The sequence below is a fragment of the Escherichia sp. E10V10 genome, assembly GCF_004211985.1.
Classification (GTDB): domain Bacteria; phylum Pseudomonadota; class Gammaproteobacteria; order Enterobacterales; family Enterobacteriaceae; genus Escherichia.
The window spans coordinates 784,477-802,559 of sequence record NZ_RHJO01000001.1; the positions used below are offsets into that span (position 1 = coordinate 784,477).

At 51.2% G+C, this 18,083-nt stretch carries 39 protein-coding genes and 1 pseudogene; 22 read left to right on the plus strand and 18 right to left on the minus strand.

All coding sequences use genetic code 11. The features are described 5' to 3' along the window. Nucleotides 1-323 precede the first annotated feature (323 nt). Nucleotides 324-1,532 (plus strand): site-specific integrase, encoded by a 1,209-nt coding sequence (locus D9736_RS03710; protein WP_107164382.1) that lies wholly within the window; start codon nt 324-326, stop codon nt 1,530-1,532. Here D9736_RS03710 and D9736_RS03715 read toward each other — a convergent pair. The 16 genes from D9736_RS03715 to D9736_RS03775 form a co-directional block, all read right to left on the minus strand. Then, nucleotides 1,490-1,726: a hypothetical protein gene (locus D9736_RS03715; RefSeq protein ID WP_032936075.1), complete on the minus strand. Its 237-nt coding sequence runs from the start codon at nt 1,724-1,726 to the stop codon at nt 1,490-1,492. The two genes, D9736_RS03710 and D9736_RS03715, sit on opposite strands and share 43 nt — an antisense overlap. A gap of 61 nt (nt 1,727-1,787) precedes the next feature. Continuing rightward, nucleotides 1,788-1,961 carry an Eag protein gene (locus D9736_RS03720; RefSeq protein ID WP_107164454.1) on the minus strand — a complete coding sequence of 58 codons (174 nt, stop codon included), beginning with the start codon at nt 1,959-1,961 and terminating at the stop codon, nt 1,788-1,790. Nucleotides 1,962-2,067: 106 nt separating this feature from the next. Then, nucleotides 2,068-2,307 carry a DUF4222 domain-containing protein gene (locus D9736_RS03725; protein WP_107164383.1) on the minus strand — a complete coding sequence of 80 codons (240 nt, stop codon included), beginning with the start codon at nt 2,305-2,307 and terminating at the stop codon, nt 2,068-2,070. Then, nucleotides 2,307-2,522, minus strand: a complete 216-nt coding sequence (locus tag D9736_RS03730; RefSeq protein ID WP_107164384.1) for a TraR/DksA family transcriptional regulator — start codon at nt 2,520-2,522, stop codon at nt 2,307-2,309. Before D9736_RS03730 ends, D9736_RS03725 begins: the two co-directional genes overlap by 1 nt. Nucleotides 2,523-2,613: 91 nt before the next feature. Beyond that, nucleotides 2,614-2,835, minus strand: a complete 222-nt coding sequence (locus tag D9736_RS03735) for a cell division protein ZapA (protein WP_240779315.1) — start codon at nt 2,833-2,835, stop codon at nt 2,614-2,616. A gap of 76 nt (nt 2,836-2,911) precedes the next feature. Continuing rightward, nucleotides 2,912-3,469 carry a phage N-6-adenine-methyltransferase gene (locus D9736_RS03740; RefSeq protein ID WP_107164386.1) on the minus strand — a complete coding sequence of 186 codons (558 nt, stop codon included), beginning with the start codon at nt 3,467-3,469 and terminating at the stop codon, nt 2,912-2,914. After that, nucleotides 3,466-3,630, minus strand: a complete 165-nt coding sequence (locus tag D9736_RS23320) for a hypothetical protein (protein ID WP_165383137.1) — start codon at nt 3,628-3,630, stop codon at nt 3,466-3,468. Before D9736_RS23320 ends, D9736_RS03740 begins: the two co-directional genes overlap by 4 nt. After that, complete coding sequence (locus tag D9736_RS03745) at nt 3,627-4,055, minus strand: regulator (protein WP_107164387.1); 429 nt, start codon at nt 4,053-4,055, stop codon at nt 3,627-3,629. The genes D9736_RS23320 and D9736_RS03745 overlap by 4 nt, the downstream gene beginning before the upstream one ends. After that, nucleotides 4,052-4,666: a lambda exonuclease family protein gene (locus tag D9736_RS03750; RefSeq protein ID WP_181245245.1), complete on the minus strand. Its 615-nt coding sequence runs from the start codon at nt 4,664-4,666 to the stop codon at nt 4,052-4,054. The genes D9736_RS03745 and D9736_RS03750 overlap by 4 nt, the downstream gene beginning before the upstream one ends. Then, nucleotides 4,666-5,412 carry a phage recombination protein Bet gene (gene bet / locus D9736_RS03755; protein WP_107164389.1) on the minus strand — a complete coding sequence of 249 codons (747 nt, stop codon included), beginning with the start codon at nt 5,410-5,412 and terminating at the stop codon, nt 4,666-4,668. Before bet ends, D9736_RS03750 begins: the two co-directional genes overlap by 1 nt. An 18-nt stretch (nt 5,413-5,430) precedes the next feature. Further along, nucleotides 5,431-5,715 (minus strand): host nuclease inhibitor GamL, encoded by a 285-nt coding sequence (gamL, locus tag D9736_RS03760; RefSeq protein WP_107164390.1) that lies wholly within the window; start codon nt 5,713-5,715, stop codon nt 5,431-5,433. A gap of 7 nt (nt 5,716-5,722) precedes the next feature. Next, nucleotides 5,723-6,694 (minus strand): hypothetical protein, encoded by a 972-nt coding sequence (locus D9736_RS03765; RefSeq protein WP_130257724.1) that lies wholly within the window; start codon nt 6,692-6,694, stop codon nt 5,723-5,725. Nucleotides 6,695-6,764: 70 nt separating this feature from the next. After that, nucleotides 6,765-6,974: a cell division protein FtsZ gene (locus tag D9736_RS03770; RefSeq protein WP_107164391.1), complete on the minus strand. Its 210-nt coding sequence runs from the start codon at nt 6,972-6,974 to the stop codon at nt 6,765-6,767. Beyond that, complete coding sequence (locus D9736_RS23325; protein WP_165383138.1) at nt 6,971-7,135, minus strand: hypothetical protein; 165 nt, start codon at nt 7,133-7,135, stop codon at nt 6,971-6,973. Before D9736_RS23325 ends, D9736_RS03770 begins: the two co-directional genes overlap by 4 nt. After that, nucleotides 7,132-7,260: a hypothetical protein gene (locus D9736_RS23730; protein ID WP_276320470.1), complete on the minus strand. Its 129-nt coding sequence runs from the start codon at nt 7,258-7,260 to the stop codon at nt 7,132-7,134. The genes D9736_RS23325 and D9736_RS23730 overlap by 4 nt, the downstream gene beginning before the upstream one ends. A 335-nt stretch (nt 7,261-7,595) precedes the next feature. Continuing rightward, on the minus strand, nt 7,596-7,907 hold the full coding sequence (locus tag D9736_RS03775; protein WP_130257725.1) for a hypothetical protein: 312 nt from the start codon (nt 7,905-7,907) through the stop codon (nt 7,596-7,598). Between the two features lie 524 nt (nt 7,908-8,431). Between D9736_RS03775 and D9736_RS03780 the strand changes: the two genes are divergently transcribed. Continuing rightward, nucleotides 8,432-8,806 (plus strand): hypothetical protein, encoded by a 375-nt coding sequence (locus D9736_RS03780; protein ID WP_130257726.1) that lies wholly within the window; start codon nt 8,432-8,434, stop codon nt 8,804-8,806. A 14-nt stretch (nt 8,807-8,820) separates the two neighbouring features. Here D9736_RS03780 and D9736_RS03785 read toward each other — a convergent pair whose 3' ends face one another. Next, complete coding sequence (locus D9736_RS03785) at nt 8,821-9,513, minus strand: helix-turn-helix transcriptional regulator (protein ID WP_130236568.1); 693 nt, start codon at nt 9,511-9,513, stop codon at nt 8,821-8,823. A 128-nt stretch (nt 9,514-9,641) separates the two neighbouring features. On the opposite strand from D9736_RS03785, the gene D9736_RS03790 reads away from it, so the two are divergent. The 20 genes and pseudogenes from D9736_RS03790 to D9736_RS23530 all read left to right on the plus strand — a co-directional run bounded on the left by D9736_RS03790 (nt 9,642) and on the right by D9736_RS23530 (nt 17,598). Then, a complete protein-coding gene (locus D9736_RS03790) occupies nt 9,642-9,872 on the plus strand; it encodes a YdaS family helix-turn-helix protein (protein WP_130236567.1) in 231 nt (76 codons plus the stop codon). A 98-nt stretch (nt 9,873-9,970) separates the two neighbouring features. Beyond that, nucleotides 9,971-10,513, plus strand: a complete 543-nt coding sequence (locus tag D9736_RS03795; protein WP_130257727.1) for a toxin YdaT domain-containing protein — start codon at nt 9,971-9,973, stop codon at nt 10,511-10,513. A 151-nt stretch (nt 10,514-10,664) separates the two neighbouring features. Further along, nucleotides 10,665-11,600, plus strand: a complete 936-nt coding sequence (locus D9736_RS03800) for a replication protein (RefSeq protein WP_130257728.1) — start codon at nt 10,665-10,667, stop codon at nt 11,598-11,600. After that, on the plus strand, nt 11,597-12,286 hold the full coding sequence (locus tag D9736_RS03805) for a replication protein P (RefSeq protein WP_130236565.1): 690 nt from the start codon (nt 11,597-11,599) through the stop codon (nt 12,284-12,286). The genes D9736_RS03800 and D9736_RS03805 overlap by 4 nt, the downstream gene beginning before the upstream one ends. 1 nt (nt 12,287) lies before the next feature. Next, the gene (locus D9736_RS23525; protein ID WP_130236564.1) at nt 12,288-12,581 is read left to right on the plus strand and encodes a protein ren; all 294 of its coding nucleotides are present in this window, start codon (nt 12,288-12,290) and stop codon (nt 12,579-12,581) included. Beyond that, nucleotides 12,521-12,736, plus strand: coding sequence for a hypothetical protein (locus D9736_RS23330; RefSeq protein WP_165383133.1), 216 nt, complete (start codon nt 12,521-12,523; stop codon nt 12,734-12,736). The genes D9736_RS23525 and D9736_RS23330 overlap by 61 nt, the downstream gene beginning before the upstream one ends. Before the next feature lie 60 nt (nt 12,737-12,796). Then, nucleotides 12,797-12,883: pseudogene (locus D9736_RS03815) on the plus strand (DUF551 domain-containing protein); the annotation flags it as partial. Then, a complete protein-coding gene (locus tag D9736_RS03820) occupies nt 12,876-13,157 on the plus strand; it encodes an ASCH domain-containing protein (RefSeq protein ID WP_130257730.1) in 282 nt (93 codons plus the stop codon). The pseudogene D9736_RS03815 and the gene D9736_RS03820, both read left to right, overlap by 8 nt. Nucleotides 13,158-13,206: 49 nt before the next feature. Continuing rightward, nucleotides 13,207-13,479 (plus strand): hypothetical protein, encoded by a 273-nt coding sequence (locus D9736_RS03825; protein WP_130236562.1) that lies wholly within the window; start codon nt 13,207-13,209, stop codon nt 13,477-13,479. A gap of 177 nt (nt 13,480-13,656) precedes the next feature. Beyond that, nucleotides 13,657-14,106 carry a recombination protein NinB gene (locus D9736_RS03830; protein ID WP_130236561.1) on the plus strand — a complete coding sequence of 150 codons (450 nt, stop codon included), beginning with the start codon at nt 13,657-13,659 and terminating at the stop codon, nt 14,104-14,106. Then, nucleotides 14,099-14,269 (plus strand): NinE family protein, encoded by a 171-nt coding sequence (locus D9736_RS03835; protein ID WP_107164404.1) that lies wholly within the window; start codon nt 14,099-14,101, stop codon nt 14,267-14,269. Before D9736_RS03830 ends, D9736_RS03835 begins: the two co-directional genes overlap by 8 nt. Continuing rightward, complete coding sequence (locus tag D9736_RS03840) at nt 14,262-14,552, plus strand: DUF1364 domain-containing protein (RefSeq protein ID WP_130257731.1); 291 nt, start codon at nt 14,262-14,264, stop codon at nt 14,550-14,552. The genes D9736_RS03835 and D9736_RS03840 overlap by 8 nt, the downstream gene beginning before the upstream one ends. Next, nucleotides 14,549-14,908 carry a RusA family crossover junction endodeoxyribonuclease gene (locus D9736_RS03845; RefSeq protein ID WP_130257732.1) on the plus strand — a complete coding sequence of 120 codons (360 nt, stop codon included), beginning with the start codon at nt 14,549-14,551 and terminating at the stop codon, nt 14,906-14,908. The genes D9736_RS03840 and D9736_RS03845 overlap by 4 nt, the downstream gene beginning before the upstream one ends. Continuing rightward, nucleotides 14,905-15,015: a hypothetical protein gene (locus D9736_RS23335; RefSeq protein ID WP_165382773.1), complete on the plus strand. Its 111-nt coding sequence runs from the start codon at nt 14,905-14,907 to the stop codon at nt 15,013-15,015. The genes D9736_RS03845 and D9736_RS23335 overlap by 4 nt, the downstream gene beginning before the upstream one ends. Beyond that, nucleotides 15,015-15,704 carry a bacteriophage antitermination protein Q gene (locus D9736_RS03850; RefSeq protein ID WP_130257733.1) on the plus strand — a complete coding sequence of 230 codons (690 nt, stop codon included), beginning with the start codon at nt 15,015-15,017 and terminating at the stop codon, nt 15,702-15,704. The genes D9736_RS23335 and D9736_RS03850 overlap by 1 nt, the downstream gene beginning before the upstream one ends. A gap of 255 nt (nt 15,705-15,959) precedes the next feature. After that, on the plus strand, nt 15,960-16,358 hold the full coding sequence (locus D9736_RS03855; protein WP_049041756.1) for a putative holin: 399 nt from the start codon (nt 15,960-15,962) through the stop codon (nt 16,356-16,358). After that, nucleotides 16,355-16,630: a phage holin family protein gene (locus tag D9736_RS03860; protein ID WP_128611492.1), complete on the plus strand. Its 276-nt coding sequence runs from the start codon at nt 16,355-16,357 to the stop codon at nt 16,628-16,630. The genes D9736_RS03855 and D9736_RS03860 overlap by 4 nt, the downstream gene beginning before the upstream one ends. After that, a complete protein-coding gene (locus tag D9736_RS03865; protein WP_205712919.1) occupies nt 16,627-17,172 on the plus strand; it encodes a glycoside hydrolase family 108 protein in 546 nt (181 codons plus the stop codon). Before D9736_RS03860 ends, D9736_RS03865 begins: the two co-directional genes overlap by 4 nt. Next, a complete protein-coding gene (locus D9736_RS03870) occupies nt 17,169-17,441 on the plus strand; it encodes a hypothetical protein (protein WP_130257734.1) in 273 nt (90 codons plus the stop codon). The genes D9736_RS03865 and D9736_RS03870 overlap by 4 nt, the downstream gene beginning before the upstream one ends. Continuing rightward, a complete protein-coding gene (locus D9736_RS23530) occupies nt 17,392-17,598 on the plus strand; it encodes a hypothetical protein (protein ID WP_130257735.1) in 207 nt (68 codons plus the stop codon). Before D9736_RS03870 ends, D9736_RS23530 begins: the two co-directional genes overlap by 50 nt. Here D9736_RS23530 and D9736_RS03880 read toward each other — a convergent pair. Next, complete coding sequence (locus tag D9736_RS03880) at nt 17,558-18,070, minus strand: hypothetical protein (protein ID WP_130257736.1); 513 nt, start codon at nt 18,068-18,070, stop codon at nt 17,558-17,560. The two genes, D9736_RS23530 and D9736_RS03880, sit on opposite strands and share 41 nt — an antisense overlap. Between the last annotated feature and the right edge of the window lie 13 nt (nt 18,071-18,083).

Here is an 18,083-nt window from a genome sequence, read left to right on the forward strand (position 1 = left end):
TGCCAAGCGGTATTATCAGAAAGTGGGTGTAGGTCTGGCATCGCCAATCAGCATGCTGTGACATATTTCGCAGAGTGAAGCGGGAATCAGCCCAAACCTTTTTGATAAATTTCATATGAATCTTTGTATGTGATCTTTCGTGTAAGTACCATCCAGAATTTCACCTCATTCCTGTCTGTTCCTGTCTGTTTCACCAATTCCGCATCACACCTCACTTTCTTTAATTTACCCGTTTCAATTTAGTTCATCTTGTCCGCGTTCGTGTCGTAGAATCTGTGTACCAAATCGTGTACCAATTCCGATAAAGCTGAACAGGGACAAGCATGCCTCTCAACGATACCAAACTCAGGCGTATAGCTGGCAAGCCATATGATGGACCAGAGGAGATAGCTGACGGTGGTGGGCTTTCTGCCAGGATCAGCCCAAAGGGACTTATCACCTTTCAGTATCGTTATCGCTTCAACGGGAAACCGGCCCGGCTAAAACTTGGCACGTACGGCAAGATGTCGATCAAAGAAGCCCGCGACGCGATGGAAGAATGTAAAGGCTGGCTGGAAGAGGGACGCGACCCAGCAATGCAGCGGAAGAAAGCCAGAGACATCGTATCCAGTTCACCGAGCATCAGTACTCTCGTTGATGAGTGGCTTGAAACGCCATCAGTGAAAGAAATGGTGAAGTACGAATACTGGAAGCGGATGCTGAAGCTTCACGTTACCGACAATTACGGTCGACTGATAGCAGATGAAATGAGCCCAGTTGAGTGGGAGCAGATATTCCTGCGCATAACGAAAGGTGGTTCCCCGGTACAAGCCGGTAATGTTCTGGTGAAGATGAAGCAGGTGATCCGCTATGCGCTGCGCCGAAAACGTATTACTTCAAATTCGCTAATGTTGCTCGAAATTAATGATGTCGGTAGCCGACCGGATGACGGGGAGAGATTCCTGAATGATGATGAGATAGGCGCGTTCTGGAATGCTATCGATAAAACCAAAATGTCATGGCAAAACAAAATGCTGATCCGCATTGTAGCCCTTACCGGTTGTCGCGGCGTTGAATTGAGGCTGGCAAGGAAGGGTGATTTTGACCTGAAGGCGCGGGAGTGGGTTATACCGAAAGAGAACTCGAAAACGCGTAAGCGCTTTGTGCGTGGGATTTCTCAGCTTGCAGCCGATTATTTACAGAAGGTTTTTGATGTGTACCCCGAACAGTCAATCGTATTTCCGCCTGCGAAGTTACAGGTGGACAGACCTATGGCGGCCAGTACATTGATTTCCATTGCGGGGCAGGTTGAAGAGGTTATGGGTGGGGAGCATTGGTCCTTGCATGACCTGCGAAGAACGTGCAAAACAAAGATGGCTGAACTTGGTGTAGCGCCTCACGTATCAGAGAAAATACTCGGGCATAAGCTAACGGGGATGCTGGCTGTTTATGACCAGTATGATTACATCCCCGAGCAGCAGGCAGCAGCGGAATTGTGGGCTAATAAGATTCAGGCGTGTGCAGCCAATAGTCCTTTATCTTTGCAGAACTGAATAACTTCTACATAGCGGAAGAGAGCGCCACCTTTCGGCGGGTGTATTTCTTCCACTTCCTGCGGGAATGGTGTGCCAGATTCTTCCCACTGTTTGCGCTTTCGATAAAATGTGGTTCTGGAAATACCGCCAAGCATCTCCTGAACGCGCTCACGGTTAACCAGAACCGGCTGAATGCTGATTGTTGTTTGCATGCTTTTCTCCAGGCAATAAAAAACCCGCACTTGGCGGGTTGTTTAGGTTTATGAAGAATTACTATTCTTCTTTTTCATCGTGGTCCTTCTTTGGTGGGTAAACTGCTCTTTTTATTGAGTCAGTTTCTCCGCAATTTCCGCAAATCCAGTCTCCCGTCTGCATGCCCATAATTCTCTCTTTTCCAACTCTGTTTGACCCACACTTAGGGCAGGTGTCTGGTACTCCAGTTGCCATGCGATAACTCCTTTTGCTAATTGAAAACGTAAGGAATGTTATCGCGAATAGTGGGATGACAACAGTGCTGATGCTCAACATTTCACACCCATTAATTACGACAATCTCATGCCGCACGCTGGGCGCGCAGCGATTTAATGTGCTCGCTCTTCTCCAGTTCGGCGCGTATCTGTATCGCATCACGGTGATCGAGGAGCTCAAAGTCATTGTTGAATCGGTCGATTGAAGCGGTGTTGATCCGGCCCTGTCGCCAGTAGCGGACTATCTGTGATGTGACGGAGTGGATTATTACCGGCCACCCGGCGCTATCAGCGTATATCTGACCCCGTTGAATTAGCTGGAACATTACGAACCTCGCTGTTTCTGTCTCAACTCCAACTCAGTCAGGCAGTTCACACACATCGTGCATCCAGGATACGCTTTCCGGCGAGCATCAAGTAACTTATCCCCGCACTCCTCACAGTGCGTTGCTGATACTGCTGAGTGGTTAATGCGGTGGCGGCTAAGTGCGGCGTTGCGCTGCAGGTCTTCCAATTCTGATGCTGTATCGATAATGTCCATAATCAGTGCTCCATGAACTGTCGGTTAATTCGGTTGAAGGTGAACGCGACCAGTAAAAAAGGAGCCTGTAGCTCCCTGATGATTTTGATTTTCATGTCCACCGTTCCTTAAAGACGCCGTTCAATATGCCGATCGCCAGACTTAAATGAGTCGGTGTGAATCCCATCAGCGTTACCGTTTCCCGGTGCTTCTTCAGCACGCTACGGCAAATGTCATCGACGTTTTTATCTGGAAACTGCTGTCTGGCTTTTTTGATTTCAGAATTAGCCTGACGGGCAATGCTGCGAAGGGCGTTTTCCGGCTGATGTGTCATTGAACAAGCCCCATGTCGGCAAGCATAAGCACACAGAATATGAAGCCCACCGCTAGAAAAATACATTTCGTGGTTGTCATGCAGCCTCCCGACGGGCAAGAATCCTGGAGCCGAACGCCATCAACTCGCCACGATCAACGGTCGTAAAGTGGCAGTGTGTACGGGGGTATGGGTGCCAGATAATTAGGATGGAACCTTTGCTATTTCCAGAGACCGGCTTACCGGTGACCGGGTTGATAAATGCCAGTCGTCCTGCCGTGATGAATCTGACCTCACTGGCGGTTTGTATCGCTTCATGAAACCAGCCGACAGACGTGTCAGCAGGCAATAACATTACACATCCCACACTACTGAATTTGTTTTCAGTGGCTGCCTTTTTCACAAAAGGGGAAATATTGCTGTATGGTGGATTCAGCCAGACATAGCCAGAGGCATATCCCATTGCTTCAGGCCATGAAGTGGTTAATGTGTTTTGCTCCTGTGAGATAAAAAGCCGACATAGCCGGTTTTTTTCGCTGGCTGCAGCATCGAGTTGAAAAACGAATTCTGCATTAAGCGCAGCAAAAATCTCTGGTGGTGTGCGCCAGCTGTCACGATGTTCGGCAGGCGTGTTGCTTCCGGTATAATCAGTCATTGCTCTCGCTCCGGGTCATTCCGATTCCAACCGTTCCGCTCAATGTTCGCTTTCAACCGCCGATCAGCGACTTCCTCAATGCTGCACCCGGTCAGCTCGGCGACCGTGGCGTTGTTGTGGCGCCAGAGCAGGGCGAGTTCTTCTGTTTTCCAGTTAGTCATAGCACCGCCTCAAATTCGTCAATGTAGAGATTGGCCTTTATCAGCCTGCTGCGACGTGCAGCTTTATCCATGCATTCCTGATGAGCTTTTTTAGAAGCATGGAGAACGGCGCTGCGAGTGCAAAGACGCGTCTTTCCTTGTGGGACAACTACTTTGGCCGGGGTTACTAAGTTGAATTGCCGATCGACAATTCCCGATTCAGTAACCCAGGTAGGAGATGCCTCAAGACGGGCAACCTTGCCGGTTCTGCGCGTAAGGTTCTTTGCAGAGCGGTTAAACTCGATGAGCGTTACGCCGAACTTCTCAGCGATTTCGTTTCCGGTTACCGGGCGGCCTCGCGTCTGAATCATCCAGATAACGCGTTCACGGAGGCCGGAGAATTGCCCGGTGCGCCCGGGACTGCGGTAAAAGGGTGTGCGTTTCATGCTGCACGCTCAGTAATTTTCTGAATCTCCGAATCCAGATCAGCAAGGAAGCTCTTAACTTCAGATTCGATTTCGCCCGCGAGTTCTTCATCGAAATGAATGCGCTTCTTGAAATAGGCGAGGTCAGGCGGAAGGCGATCATCGAAACTAACGAAATCACACCATTTACGCCCGGTGCACATCATCTGTGCATGCATTTGCAGCATGTACTGGCGCTTTGGCTCGCCAGTTTTCAGAGTTTCAAGATGGGTCCAGGTGTTTGGGCATTTGATTTCGATAAGCCCGTCGTCGTTAACAAGTCCGTCCGGGCTGGCTGCGAATCCGGGGATGGTTGGGTGATCGATGAGTCCAACCTCAGTTATTTCCGCATCGAACTCATTCAGCGCGTACATCTCGCGCGCCACTGGCTCTAGCTCTGTGCCGCGCATCATCGCGGCATTGGAGAATCCTTCTTCCAGTTTCCCGGTCAGCCGCTGGCAAATCAGCTCAGCCATGTAGTTCTGGCGGCTTGCTGAGTAGCCAGACTTAGTACGGGCCATGACATCAGCCAAACGGCTGGCTGTGACCTTTCCGCAGCGCGCGGCAAACCATTCTGGTGTGCGTTGTTCCATCACTCAGCCTCCGTCTCTGCGGCATTGATAGGTTCGGCGTTGTCGACAGCAAGACTCATGCTATACATGCGTCGCTTCTCAACTGCGCCGATCACCTGCTTCTCTTCTGCGCTCAGCGCCACCCAGAACTCCTGATACTTCACAGTTCCAAGGCGGGCGGCAGACTCACCTTTAGCGATTAGTTCGGGGCGGCGACTGTCTGATTCATGGCCTGCATGAACTTCCGCTGTTGTCCCTTCAATAACTCGCTCGGCTTCGTCCTGGTCAAAGATGCCAGCGAACCCAAAGGCCAGACGCGCGCACTGAATCAGTGTCTTGTGGCGAAGCATGCGGGTAGGGTGGGACTGCCATGGCTGAGTATTGCGTTTACACTCGCCCATGTACTCGGTGACAATGGTCGGGTGCTTACGGTCTTTGCGGTAAATCTTGCAGGTGCACGCGCCTTCTTCTTTGTCATAAGAGAATTCCATGCCGTCAAACTGCGGGTGCTCGTTGATAATTCGCGCCCATCCATCCACACCGACAACCGGGACAATCCCGCCTTTATCGGGGAATGCGTAAATCTCTTTGGTCCATGGGTTCAGACCGTACTGGTTGGCGACGATCAGCAGGGCTGTAAACTGCTCGTCCGTGACGTTGCCACCTTTAAACGCTGTATTCTTCAGCGTATTCATCAGGTCTGTACCGGCATCCATGCCGAGGCGTGCGGCCAGTTTCCCGGCCATGGTGGAAAGTGCAGTGCTCATTGTTAATCCCCTCAAAAATTAAAACGGGCAGCCGGTACGGTGCTCCCAGTCGTGCTCTGCCTGGGCGTAGGCCACTGCCGAAACGAAGTCGTTATAGGCCTCGCCAGCTTTATCGCTGCGAAGTCCTTCGTATGGGCTGGAGTCAATCGGTACGGAGAAGTGGAAGAGGCCAGACGGCTCTTTGGGCATCATGTCGATGATTTGCTGCGCCCGGTCGTCGATCCACTTCTCTTTCTCATCGGTGAGCAGCTGTTCAACCCAGCGCCGATCTTCGATGCGGTCGTAAGTGAGGAATGCGTTCATGGTTGCCTCAGTAATGAATTTTCGCGCAGGGGAGCAGGTCATCTTTCAGAGCGGTAAGTACTTCGATAGCCTGTTCGCGAGTTAAGCTGGTGTGGCTGGTGAGCGCGTTAACGATGTTGGTGCCGACCGTCTTCCGGTGCTTCACGTCTGCTTCTCGCTTCGCCTGCTCATCGGCTTTGCGTTTCTCTTCCGCCAGGCGAGCATCTTCGGCCTGTTTTGCTTTCAGACGCTCAGCTTCAACCGCCGTGACTTTTTCACGCTCCGCCCTCTCTTCTGCTTCCTGCTTCTCACGTGCCGCACGCTGTTCCGCTTCAATACGCTGGCGTTCCGCAGCTTCAGCGCGCGCTTTCTCTCCAGCTTCACGGCGCGCCGCCGCTTCAATCTCTGCCTTGTGCTTCGCTTCTGCATCTCGGCGGGCTTGTTCTGCCGCTTCACGCTTCAGCTGCTCATCACGTTCACGCTGTGCTTGTTCCACCAGGCGACGCTGTTCTTCGCGGTCACGGTCGAAAGCATCGTTCATCAGCAGGGCCATCTCGTGGTCTGCTTTAAACTTGGCCGCCAGCTCCTGATCTAACTTGATGTTCATCTCCAGCGCTTCGGCGTGCAGCGCGTTCATGGCTTCTTCAGCCTTGATGTGTTCCTGCTCGGCTTCCCATTCTGTGAGTGGGCGGCGGGTCGCATCGCGCAGCTCGTCACACGCATCAACGAAACGCTTAATCTCGGCCTCAGCAGGACGCACAGCCTCTTTAAGACGCTTCAGGTACTCACGGCCTGGTTTTTCGATTGCCGTCTTGCTGCGGGATACCTGCGCCGCCAGAGAGGCGATACGGTCACGGCCTTTCTTCGTGGACAGGTCTGGTACTTCGTTTACTGCCATGCGGATTTGTTCGAGGTAAGCATCTAGGCCGCCCGCTACGTAAAGCACTGGTGCCTGCTCCGGCTTGATTTCGATGACAGTTAAGTCCGTTACTTCGCTCATGGTTTCTCCTGAAATTTGGATGTGCAGATCCCGCCCGCAGAAAGCCAGGCTGATCGGTTGAATAGGGTGGTTAGTGCTGGATAGGGTTTCCGCGTCCGTCGAGAAGGACGTCAATCACGCAATCACTGAGACGGATGATTTCTGCATCGGTGTGCAGGTATACCCATTTTCTCTCCTGGATTACTGCTGAGACGCGATAGGTGCGGCCTTTGTGCAGTGCCATCATGCCGGGAGTGACGCACTGGCGAATCATTGGAGTCGTTCCGTAGTGAGACATCATTTCTTACCCTCCACCTGAGCCAGTAAACCAGCAACATGCATCTGCCAGCGGTTCAGCGTGACTTGCTCTCGCGGGTTGGTGAGCGACGTTAGCCGCCATTCGTTATTGTTAATGGCGCAGCACTTTACGGTGTACTGCTTGCCGTTGTGGGTGACTGTCATGAAGCAGCCTTAAGAGCCTTTTCGGCTTCTTTGATACGGGCTGCGGTGCCAGCATTCTGAGCAATTTCATTAAGGTGACGAGCGTCTTCCAAAAGCTTAGCGATTATCTCTTTCAGGTCTGTCATAAATCCTCTTGGCCTTATCGCGGCGAACGGAACGGTTAATACAAGACTTCTGCGCTAATGGGCGGTGGATAGCCGCCGTTCATAACTGAGCGTCCTCTGAGAAGCCGCTGAGGTATGAAAAAAGCCGCATTGGGCTGCTTGTGTTGAAATCCTTTGTGGTGCGGTGCAGGGATGCTTATCTTCCCAGTTACTGTCTGGCAGCTGCATTTCACCGCACTACAAAACATTCCAGATTGTTGCCGGGGTATTTATCCATGCCCGGCGCATGGTTTCCTTGCTTTCCACAGACAAAGGAAATTGCTGAATTGGCTATTCCACAGGCAATTAAGGAATGATTAATGAGCACTAGTACGCTGAAAATTCACTGCCCCGATTGCGGAAGTGAACTCATCAAGAGACCCGACGATTTCGACTTTGATAGTAATTTCGTGGATGTATCCTGTGCTGATTGCGGGAGGAACATAACGAAGGACGACGTTATCGAACAGGCCACTAAGGCTGTCAAGAAGCAGGTCGATGACATGCTGCGGAAGACCTTCAAAGGACACGGATGGAAGTTTAAGTAGCTTTATGGCTTCCTCCATTTTCTGAACTGCCTCTCTGGCGTCGAGCGTGAGCATCATCGGCGCCCTTATAACATCTCCCATATCTCACCTCTCTGTCGTTACCCGCTGATGCGGGAGAAATGCTTTGGTGCTGACTCCCCACAAGGAAGCAGGGAAGGCCGTCGTCGCCTTGGTGAGCCATTAACTCACCAACTAGCTGATAACCGTCTGCCAGCCCAAAACATTCCCTGTATTGGTCAGCGTCAACTCCCTGCCAGTGTTGCCCGTTCTCACGCCGTTCTCGCTCTCGCGCGGGGATATTCTCTCACCGACCGGATCGCACCCGGTGATACAGCACGTTTACGTGTAGGGGTCTTAACCGGTCATTGACGCTGTAAATCTGCATGTTGTTAAAAAGCAGGCGACTTGCTGTCCGCCGCTGGCTAACTTCGCTCAGCTGTCGATGTTTCGTTTCGATAGGCTAATAATAGCTATGGCGATTATCGTAGTCAATCGCTTAAACGATATTAATGATAGGTAAGGCGATAAATGTGTGATTGATATGGCGATTTTTAATTAAAATTATTTACGTGGTAATCTGTTTTTTTCGGTGAAGGAGTGAATAAATGGAACTTCAAGAGTGGGTTGATAGGTTGCGGTGGCTGAGCCATGAACAGATCGTTCAAGTTCATTTCGGGCTTCAGGAAGAGATTAAGAAATATTACAAACTGAGGGATGAAGCTAATAATCTTGCGCGCGCTGAGCATCTGTGTGAGCAAATGATTGCTCTTTCAGAATTGGCATTTCCGGCGCTGAAGAGGGCTCATGATAAAAGAGTAGAAGAATATGAGTCGTTAACTGGCAACAAGTACCCGAGCGAATTCTATCCGCCATCACACTATGGATTTTCTCAGTTAGTGGTGATCTTGAAGAAAAGAAAGGATTACAAGCGGATTGAAGAACTTCGTGAAAAGATGATTAAAGAGGGGTGGAGGTGCTAAGCCCGGTAACCGGGCTATGCGAATCTTTTATAATCTATCGACTGTCGTAAAAGCACTCTTGCCATTACATAGAACTGGTCTTCATCACCAGGCTCAACATACCACTTCTCGTAAATAGGGTTATCAGAGATTACAGCCAGGCGGTCACGCTGCATCTGAAGTCGCTTGACGTGTAATGTTTTACCAAAAGCAAAGACATAAACGCCATCACTGTCGAATGCAGTGACGCCGATATCAACAAAGATTTGGTCTCCCGGAGAAATTGTTCCATCCATGCTGTCACCGCTAACTGTGATGACCTTTATATTTTCAGCTGGGCGGTTACCGAACAGAGAGCGCGCTTGCTCAGATGTGTATTCAATAGCTCTAATGGTTTCAATGAAATCGCTGGTAACTAAGGCACCCGGGCCCGCACTGGCTTTAACGTCGAGAACATCCACGCGATAGATCCCACTGTTTGGCTTTCTAACCTTGTATAGTGTAGGGGATTCATTTGCGCTACCGGCAAACATTTCACCTTCGCCAGTAGACAGCCATTCCGGACGCACACCGAGAACCGATGCAATTTCTACAGTTTTGCGTGAGCTGCTCGCACCATTCAATAGCTTATTAACGCTGGATTGCGCCATCCCTACAGCTTTTGCGAGCCTGCCCTGCGTATATCCTGCGGAAGACATCGCATGCGCTAAGCGCTCAGAGAATTCCATACACACCCCTTAAAAACACTTTCTTTAATCCTATCGCCTATGCGATTATTTAGCAAAAAATCGCATAGGCGATTGACATTCGCCAGGGTGATAATCATAATCGCTTAAAATTGATAGTTGAGGTGATTATGAAAAACCCCGCAGTAGAAAAGGCGATTGCCATTGCTGGCAGCCAGAAAGAGCTGGCGAAACGTTGTGGGAAGGCCCAATCAACGATCTGTGACTGGCTGAATGGCAAGAAGCGAATTTCGCCAGTCCATGTGCTCGACCTTGTTAATGCGGTTGATGGGGAGATTAAGGCTTACGAGTTTCGTCCAGATCTCCCAGCAATTTTTCCGCATCCGGGCTCCATCGCCTGAGCCGCGCAACAGCTCACCGCTCTTTAACAATCTGGAACCCTATTAAACCGGCTGAGTAATCAGCCAATTATTAACTATTCAACGATAGAGATAGCGATATGCAATCACTTACGTATCAACAGAGTACCGGAATACACAGCAGCGTGCTGATAAATCGCGCTCAACCGGAACCGGACAATAATCATGAGTTGATCCGCGCGGCGGTTCGCGGCTGGTCAGCTGCTATCGACAATCAGGACGTGGTGTCAGCGCTCATCATCAACGAATATCGGGAGCAGGGCGGGACTGCTATCAGCTTCCCGGAAGACATCAGCCGGGCGCGCCAGAAGCTCTTTCGCTTCCTGGATAACCGCTTCGACTCCGAGCAGTACCGAGAAAACGTGCGGAAACTGACTCCAGCAATCATGGCTGTTCTGCCGCTGGAATATCGGGAAAAGTTGATGCCGGAAGATAGCCTAATGGCTCGTCTGGTACGCATGGAGAAGGAAACCAGCGAAGCGAAAATTGCCGTCGCAATGGATGCGCCACGGCATCAGAAGCTGAAAGAACTGAGCGAGGGGATTGTGGAGATGTACCGCGTTGACCCTGGCTTAACCGGTCCGCTGATGGAAATGGTTCAAATGATGTTGGGGGTTGTATGACGGTTTCAAAAATGGCGAAAGCCGCTCTGCGCGAACAGAAGCGGCCTTCAGGTGGAATTAACTGGATCAATTCACAAGAGTAATTATGACAAATATCGCCAGAGTATTCAACTTCCCGGCGCCTGAGCCGGGATACTTCCGGAGCAACAGAATGGAGAACAAAAAGTTCGGCCATTTCTCTCTGTTCAGAAGTCTCCTTCAAACAGATTGGGCTAAAGATACCGCAAAAATGGCTCTCTGGGTTCGATTGCTGGGAGAGGCTTCCTACCGCGTCAGAACAGTTGAATTTGCCAATAAGCAATGGGAGCTATCAAATGGTCAACTAGTCACTACAGCGGCCATTCTGGCAAGAAAACTTCGTGATCAGGACGGGAAAGAAAAGAGTCCACAAGCAGTAACCAGAATGCTTAATTTCTTCATCAAAGAGGGGATGATAAGCACTGAAGGAAACCGGTTTGGAACAGTGATAACCATCACAAATTACGCCTCGTATCAGGTCGCTTTACCCGATGAACCTTCCGATGAACCTTCCGACAAAGGAAAAGGCAGTAATGGCGCGGGTTTGAGGTTGGTAGCCGATGAACCATCCGATAAACCAACCGATGAACAGAACAAGACATTAACTAACAATAATAAAAACAATAAGACCTCTACGTCCGAGAATTCTGACGAATCCTCTGACAAGCTTGGAAAGAAACCTCCTGTCTTGAAACCTGAAGCGGCAATTCAGAGCGGCACAAAGTGGGGTAACTCAGAAGACCTTCGCTGTGCAGAGTGGCTCTTCGATGTCGTGCAAAGCATCTCTTCGTCTGCCAGAAAACCGAACTATGCAGCATGGACCAATGATATTCGCCTGATGCGAGAGCGTGACCAGAGAACTCACAAGGAGATCGCCACACTGTTCAAGTGGGCCTGTGAAGACAAATTCTGGAAGGGAAACGTGCTTTGCCCTTCAACACTGCGTGAGAAGTGGACGCAGCTCGATATCCAGCGCACGAAACAAATCACTGGTGAAACCAGAACGACAGGTAACAAGCCAGAACTCGACTTCAACAACACTGACTGGGCCTATGAGGTTATGCGATGAAATCTTTTGCAGAGCAGTTACGTAACCACGACCGTGAGCAGATGAGCCGCATAGCCCATAACCTGCCAGAGCAGTACCAGGAGCGCGCGCCGGTTGAGCAGGTGGCTCTGGTATTCAACGGACTGTTAAACCAGCTGCGTGCCGCGTTTCCGGCCAGCATGGCTAACTTCCGCACCCAGGACGACCTGAACGAATTCCGCCGTCAGTGGCTGCTGGCGTTTCAGGAGAATGGGATCCACTCAATGACCCAGGTTGATGCCGGTATGCGTATAGCACGCCGCCAGGAGCGCCCATTTCTGCCGTCGCCGGGCCAGTTCGTCGCTTGGTGCAAGCAGAGTGGCGGGGTACTGGGTATCACCATTGAACAGGTGATCACCGAATACTGGGACTGGCGTAACCGTTCGTTCGAATTCACCTCCAGCGAGCAATTCCCCTGGTCACAGCCGGTCATGTACCACATCTGCCTCGAACTTCGCCACCGCAGCACAGAGCGCCAGTTAACGCATGGTGAGCTGGCGCGTGAGGCCGGTGTCCTGCTGGACATGTGGGAGAAGCGTGTCTGTGATGGTAAGCCAGTGCCGCCTGTGCGTCGGGCAATTGCCGCACCAGTTGCCGATCGAGGACCGACGCCTATCCAACTGCTGCAGGCGAAGTACAACCGCAACAAGTCGAGCGGAATGGTGTGAGATGACTGGTAAGCAGGCAATTCTTAACTACCTAAAGACGCATAAAAATTTTTGTGCGCCTGATGTATCAGCAGCCAGCGGAACAACGATGACCAGCATCAATCAGGCTGCAAACATCATGTTTCATGACGGAGTAATTGTCCCTGAAGGAAGGGTATGGAGAACGGTGTATTACCGATACTCCACAGAAGCGGAACGTGAAGGCCTCGTTAGTACCAACGGGATATTTCAGGAATGCAAGAACTCGGCAGCAATGCAGCGTGTACTGGCGTTTTACGGGAGAACATCAGCGTGAAACCAACTTATCAAGAACTGGAACTGCAACTTGCCGAGTCACATAGCGAGTTCCGGGCAGCAGACGCGACTATTCACAATCTGGAACTGAAACTCACCGATATGGCAGTACATCTCGCTAACGCCGAGAGCAAGTGCAGGGAGCTGGCGGCGTAGAATGTAACCGACGATGAGCGAATTATGGCTATAGAGGGTATTCATAACTGCGAACAGTGCGGTGATGAATTTTTTGAAACACAGAGCCGCAGTGTCACCGACTGGATGCCGCTGCCAGAACCGCCGAAGGAGGTTAACCGTGGCTAACCTGCAACTTGCAGTCAAAGGTGAATACTTCGATGCCATGATTCGCGGAGAGAAAACGGAAGAGTATCGCCTTGTTAATGACTACTGGAAAAAGCGCCTCTTTAACCGCGAGTATGACCGTCTGATCATCACAAAAGGATATCCGAAGCGCGATGATTCCAGTCGTAGAATTGACGTCCCGTATGGCGGATATGAAATCAAGGTAATAACACATCCGCACTTCGGCCCTGATCCGGTTAAAGTTTTTGCTATAAAGGTGAGCATTAATACTTAAACCATTTTAAACTCAGTCTCGATCCGGTTTACCTAAAGCAGGAGAGTTAATGATGGAAAAGGTGAAGGTTTTTACACGAGAACATTTCAGTGACTATATGGATGCTGAATATATTTATTCTACCCGGCAGGGGAGGAATGGGCCGGTAGCAAATCATCAAATCACTATAGAAAAGAGTGAGCTAAGTGATGGCCTTTTCCTGGGCATGCCCTACAAGATGGCCATAAGCTTGAACGTGGTTGGGGCCGAAGATGGGTATAGAGATTATTATTTTGTCCACGATACAGCCGATGGGTATGTTTTTCAGACCAACCCCGGATAATTGATTTTCTGAAATCAACCAGCCATAATCGCGTCATCGGAGCCTGAACAACTTCGATGACTTCTGCGCATTTAAGGGGACTTAAATGCGACCACAATCTGAACTCTTCACCTTGTCACAGATGCAGAAATGCACCTGCGATTTTCTGCATTCTGCGTTACCTCCCGGAGGTGGCGTGTGAAGCAACAATTCCACCTCATGAACGACGCCATCAAGCAGAACGCTATCAACTACATCCGCCAGTTGCCGGTGGATGCCAGACGACCACTGATTCTCGACATCAAGGAGATGACGCGCACGCTGGATCAGAATCGCAAGATGTGGCCGTTACTGAAAGACCTCTCTGACCAGGTAACCTGGTTCGGCAATAAGTACGACCCTGACGACTGGAAAGACCTGATCACCGCGATGGTCGCCAAGGCCAAAAAGCAAGAGCAGAGGATGGCACCTGGTCTCGACGGCGGCGTTGTGATGTTCGGTCAGCGTACAAGCAAGATGACCGTTCGGCAGATGGTTGAAGTCATTGAGGCTATCTACTGGTTCGGTACGCAGCAGAGCGTGAAGTTCAGCGAGAAATCCCGCCTCGAAATCGAATGGGCGAAACAGTGGGGTGAGAAGCATGGCTAACCTCATCAATCGCGTCATGAATGGAGGCATCTACAAAGTACCGGCGCACAGCAAGCGTAAGCCGGAACTGAGCCCATCAGAAATACCCACTCTCAAAGATTACACATCCCGCCTAGTGGATCAGAAATGGCTGCGTCTCGCGGCACGGAGGCAGCATGGCTAATTTGTGCAAAGCAGCACGCGGGCGCGAATGCCAGGTGCGGATCCCTGGGATATGCAACGGAAACTCTGAAACTTCGGTGCTGGCACATATCCGTATAGCTGGTCTATGCGGTACCGGAATCAAGCCGCCTGACCTGATCGCCACCATCGCATGTAGCAGCTGCCACGACGAGATTGATCGCCGTACGCGTCTTGTCGATGCGGAATATGCGAAGGAGTGCGCGCTGGAAGGCATGGCACGCACGCAGGTTATTTGGCTGAAAGAGGGGCTCGTGAAGATATGAATATTTACGATATTACTCCTGTCAGCAAACCTCGCATGACTCAACGGGACAGATGGGTAAAACGTCCGGGAACAGCAGCGTATTGGGCTTTTAAAGCCGAAGTACGCCTGCTAGGGATCTGCCTGCCTGAATCCGGTTATCACGTCACCTTCATCATTCCCATGCCAAAAAGCTGGAGCCAGAAGAAGCGGGCACAACTGAATGGCCATGCTCATCAGCAGAAACCGGATAAAGACAACTTGGAAAAGGCGTTACTCGATGCCATTTTCGACGACGACAGCCGCGTCTGGGATGGCCGGGTGACAAAGCTCTGGGGAGAGAAAGGGCAGATCATTATTGGGGAGTGTGCGCCGTGACCAGAGACGAGATAGCACGGTACCAGGCAGAAAGCGTTAAGCGCGCCAGCATGCCACCAATAGCAAAGCACACTAAAACCAGCCAACCACAGAAGGAAGCCGCTTAATGAACACTCAATACCTCGAATACGTTCGCCAGCAGCTGATTGTGGCCACGGCAGATATGAGCGGAGCAACGAAAGGTCAACTGGTAGCATTCGCCGAGAACGCGATGTTTACAGCCACTCTACGCAGCCGGGGCAGGATGAAGGTGGTCAACCCGGTGAACGGGCGTTTAATGAATCCCAATAACCCGCCGATCCCCGGCCAGCAGTCACGCGCGAAAGGCTCCCACATTCCACTGGTCAACCCGGTGGAGTTCTCTACAGCATCATGGCGCCGCGCGGTACTGTCGTTGGACGAACACCAGAGGGCGTGGCTGCTATGGAGCTACAGCGAGAACGTGCGCTTCGAATATCAGGTGGCGATAACCCAGTGGGCGTGGGCAGAGTTCCTGGAGCAGCTCGTCGCGAAGAAGATGGCTGGCAAGACGATGGAGCGCCTGAAGAAGCTTATCTGGCTGGCGGCGCAGGACGTCAAAGCGGAGTTGGCGGGTAAGGATGCCTACGAATACCAGGCGCTGGCAGAACTTGCTGGCGTGGCGAAATCCACTTGGACAGAAACCTATCTTCCTCACTGGCTGGCAATGCGCAACAGCTTTAAGCGGCTCGATAGCGGCTCGCTTATGGCCGTAACGCGATCACGATCACAACAAAAGTCGACAAATTATCAGCAAGATATTGCAAAACCGAACTGAAACGCTTATATTTCATGTAAATCTGATATCGTCGCCATAGCTTTGGTTGTCGACCGAATTACAAAAATAGCCCCAGTTAATCGCTGGGGCTTTTTCGTATCTGGATACCTACCAGGACCATAAGAGCGAAAGCTCAACGCACCACCCTCATCTTGCCCACTGCGCCGTGGGCTCTTTATTCAGGCCGCCGACAATCACCTTCATATGCCACGTAGCTATCGTGTCGGACGGCCTACCTCTATACACGGAATAACTATGTCTGAGCCAATCACAATTGCCAGTGGGGTGACCTCCGCTACGGTAGGGATCACTTTCGCTACGATGTTCCCGGAGGCGACGCCTGGCGTAATGTTATGTGCGCTGGCCGGGGCGGCAATGTATGTGCTGACCTCAGAGCCTCATCAACTCTGGAAGCAGATGCTCTTCGCGGTCATCTCGTTCATGGGCGGCGTGTTCTTCTCCGTTCCCATGGCCAAGATTCTCGCCGGGGTTATTAACACAGCTCTCGGGCTGTTGCAGCCGCCGGTCAGTATCGAAGTTTCACCGAATGTCGGTGCACTGGTATCCGCTTCCATTTCCGTCGCAGTCCTGCTTCGAATCGTCGCCAAGTCACGGCGCGGAAAGATGCCTGGACTGGAGGAGGAAGGGAAATGACATGGCATTCCGTCATCCTGGATGCAAACGCGATCATCTGTATGGCGATCGTGATGCGTCTGATGTTCTTCAGTAAAGCCGGGAAGACACACCGACCCGGTTACGCGTGGATGGCTTACCTGCTTATTCTGGCTGCAGGCTTCACCGCTTTCCGTATTCTCCTCGGCCACTACAGCAACGTTGATCCGGGTGAGTTATTTCTCAATCTGGCAATCTGTATTGCTGTCTGGCGAGCCAAAGGCAATCTGGCGAAAGTCGTAAGGGCTGAATGATGACCAAAGACGATATCTTCAACAGCATCCTCGGCAAAGAAGGTGGCTACGTTAATCACCCGAACGACAAAGGCGGTCCCACGAACTGGGGAATTACTCAGGCAACGGCACGCGCACATGGCTATACCGGTGATATGCGTAATCTGACGCGCCAGCAAGCCCTGGAAATCCTTGAGGCTGATTACTGGTATGGCCCACGCTTCGACCAGGTTGCTGCTGTATCACCGGATATTGCCGCCGAACTCTGTGACACCGGAGTGAACATGGGGCCATCAGTGCAGGTGAAATGGTTCCAGCGTTGGCTGAACGTATTCAACAACCAGCAGCAACTCTATCCCGACCTGATTGCCGATGGCCAGATAGGTCCGCGCAGCATCAGCGCCTTGAAGTCCTTCCTGGCGAAACGCGGAAGTGAAGGGGAGGAGGTATTGCTCCGATCACTGAACTGCAGCCAGGGTCAGCGTTATCTCGAACTGGCAGAACAGCGCCCGGCTAATGAGTCGTTCGTTTATGGCTGGGTGCGGGAGCGTGTAAGCCTATGACGAAACTGAAAGCCATACTGGCGTTTATCGCCGCTGCTGCACTGATGGTGCTCGCAGCGTTCGGCTTGGGTAGCATGCGTGGCCGCGAGAAAGCCGAAGCAAAAGCTGATAAGCAGCATACCGATGATAACGCCGCAGCCACCAAAGCAGCCGCAGACCGCCGCGTCGAAGTAACCAAAGAGGCCAGCAATGTACAGCAGACTGTTAGCCATATGCCTGATGACGACGTTGATCGTGAGCTGCGCTCAAACTGGACCCGCAAAGGTTGAGTTAATCGACACTGGCTGTGACTGGGTGAGGCCAATTTATCTCACGGAAAACGATATCACCGTCATGGACAAGCAGACGAAGCGCGATGTGCTGGTGCATAACCGAGCGTGGAAATCTAATTGTTCGGTTCGAAATTCACAATCTGATCGCCTATAGCTAGGGCTAGCTCAAAGAAACGTATGCATTCATCAATTGCTTCTTTATCAAAACCATTAGTATTGACATACGATCCTTCTTTGAAGTCCTGAGCCAAAGCTTGAAGTATTTGATGGTATTGGACTAATAACTTCGTTCTTTCTACACCCAGTAAACCAACCTTATTCAGGTTAGCATTATAAAACCTGGAGAAGTTGTCAGGTATCAAGATCGTGTAATAAACCTTTTCTCCAGCTAGGACTTCTGGGTGGTTAGCCATGGAGGTGAATGCCTCTAAATATTTCCTTTCCCTCATGACTTTTTGCAGTGACTCAACTTCCGCAACAAAGCCAGCAGCAAATGATAGTTTTTCAATGTCGTGATTACCACGACTGATTCGGTAGTTCACCCATCCAGAGATACTTGCGCCTATGCATGCACCTATTAGGCCTGAGCATGCTGCGATTAATTGATTAATTGTGGTGATTTCCATTACGACCCAACCT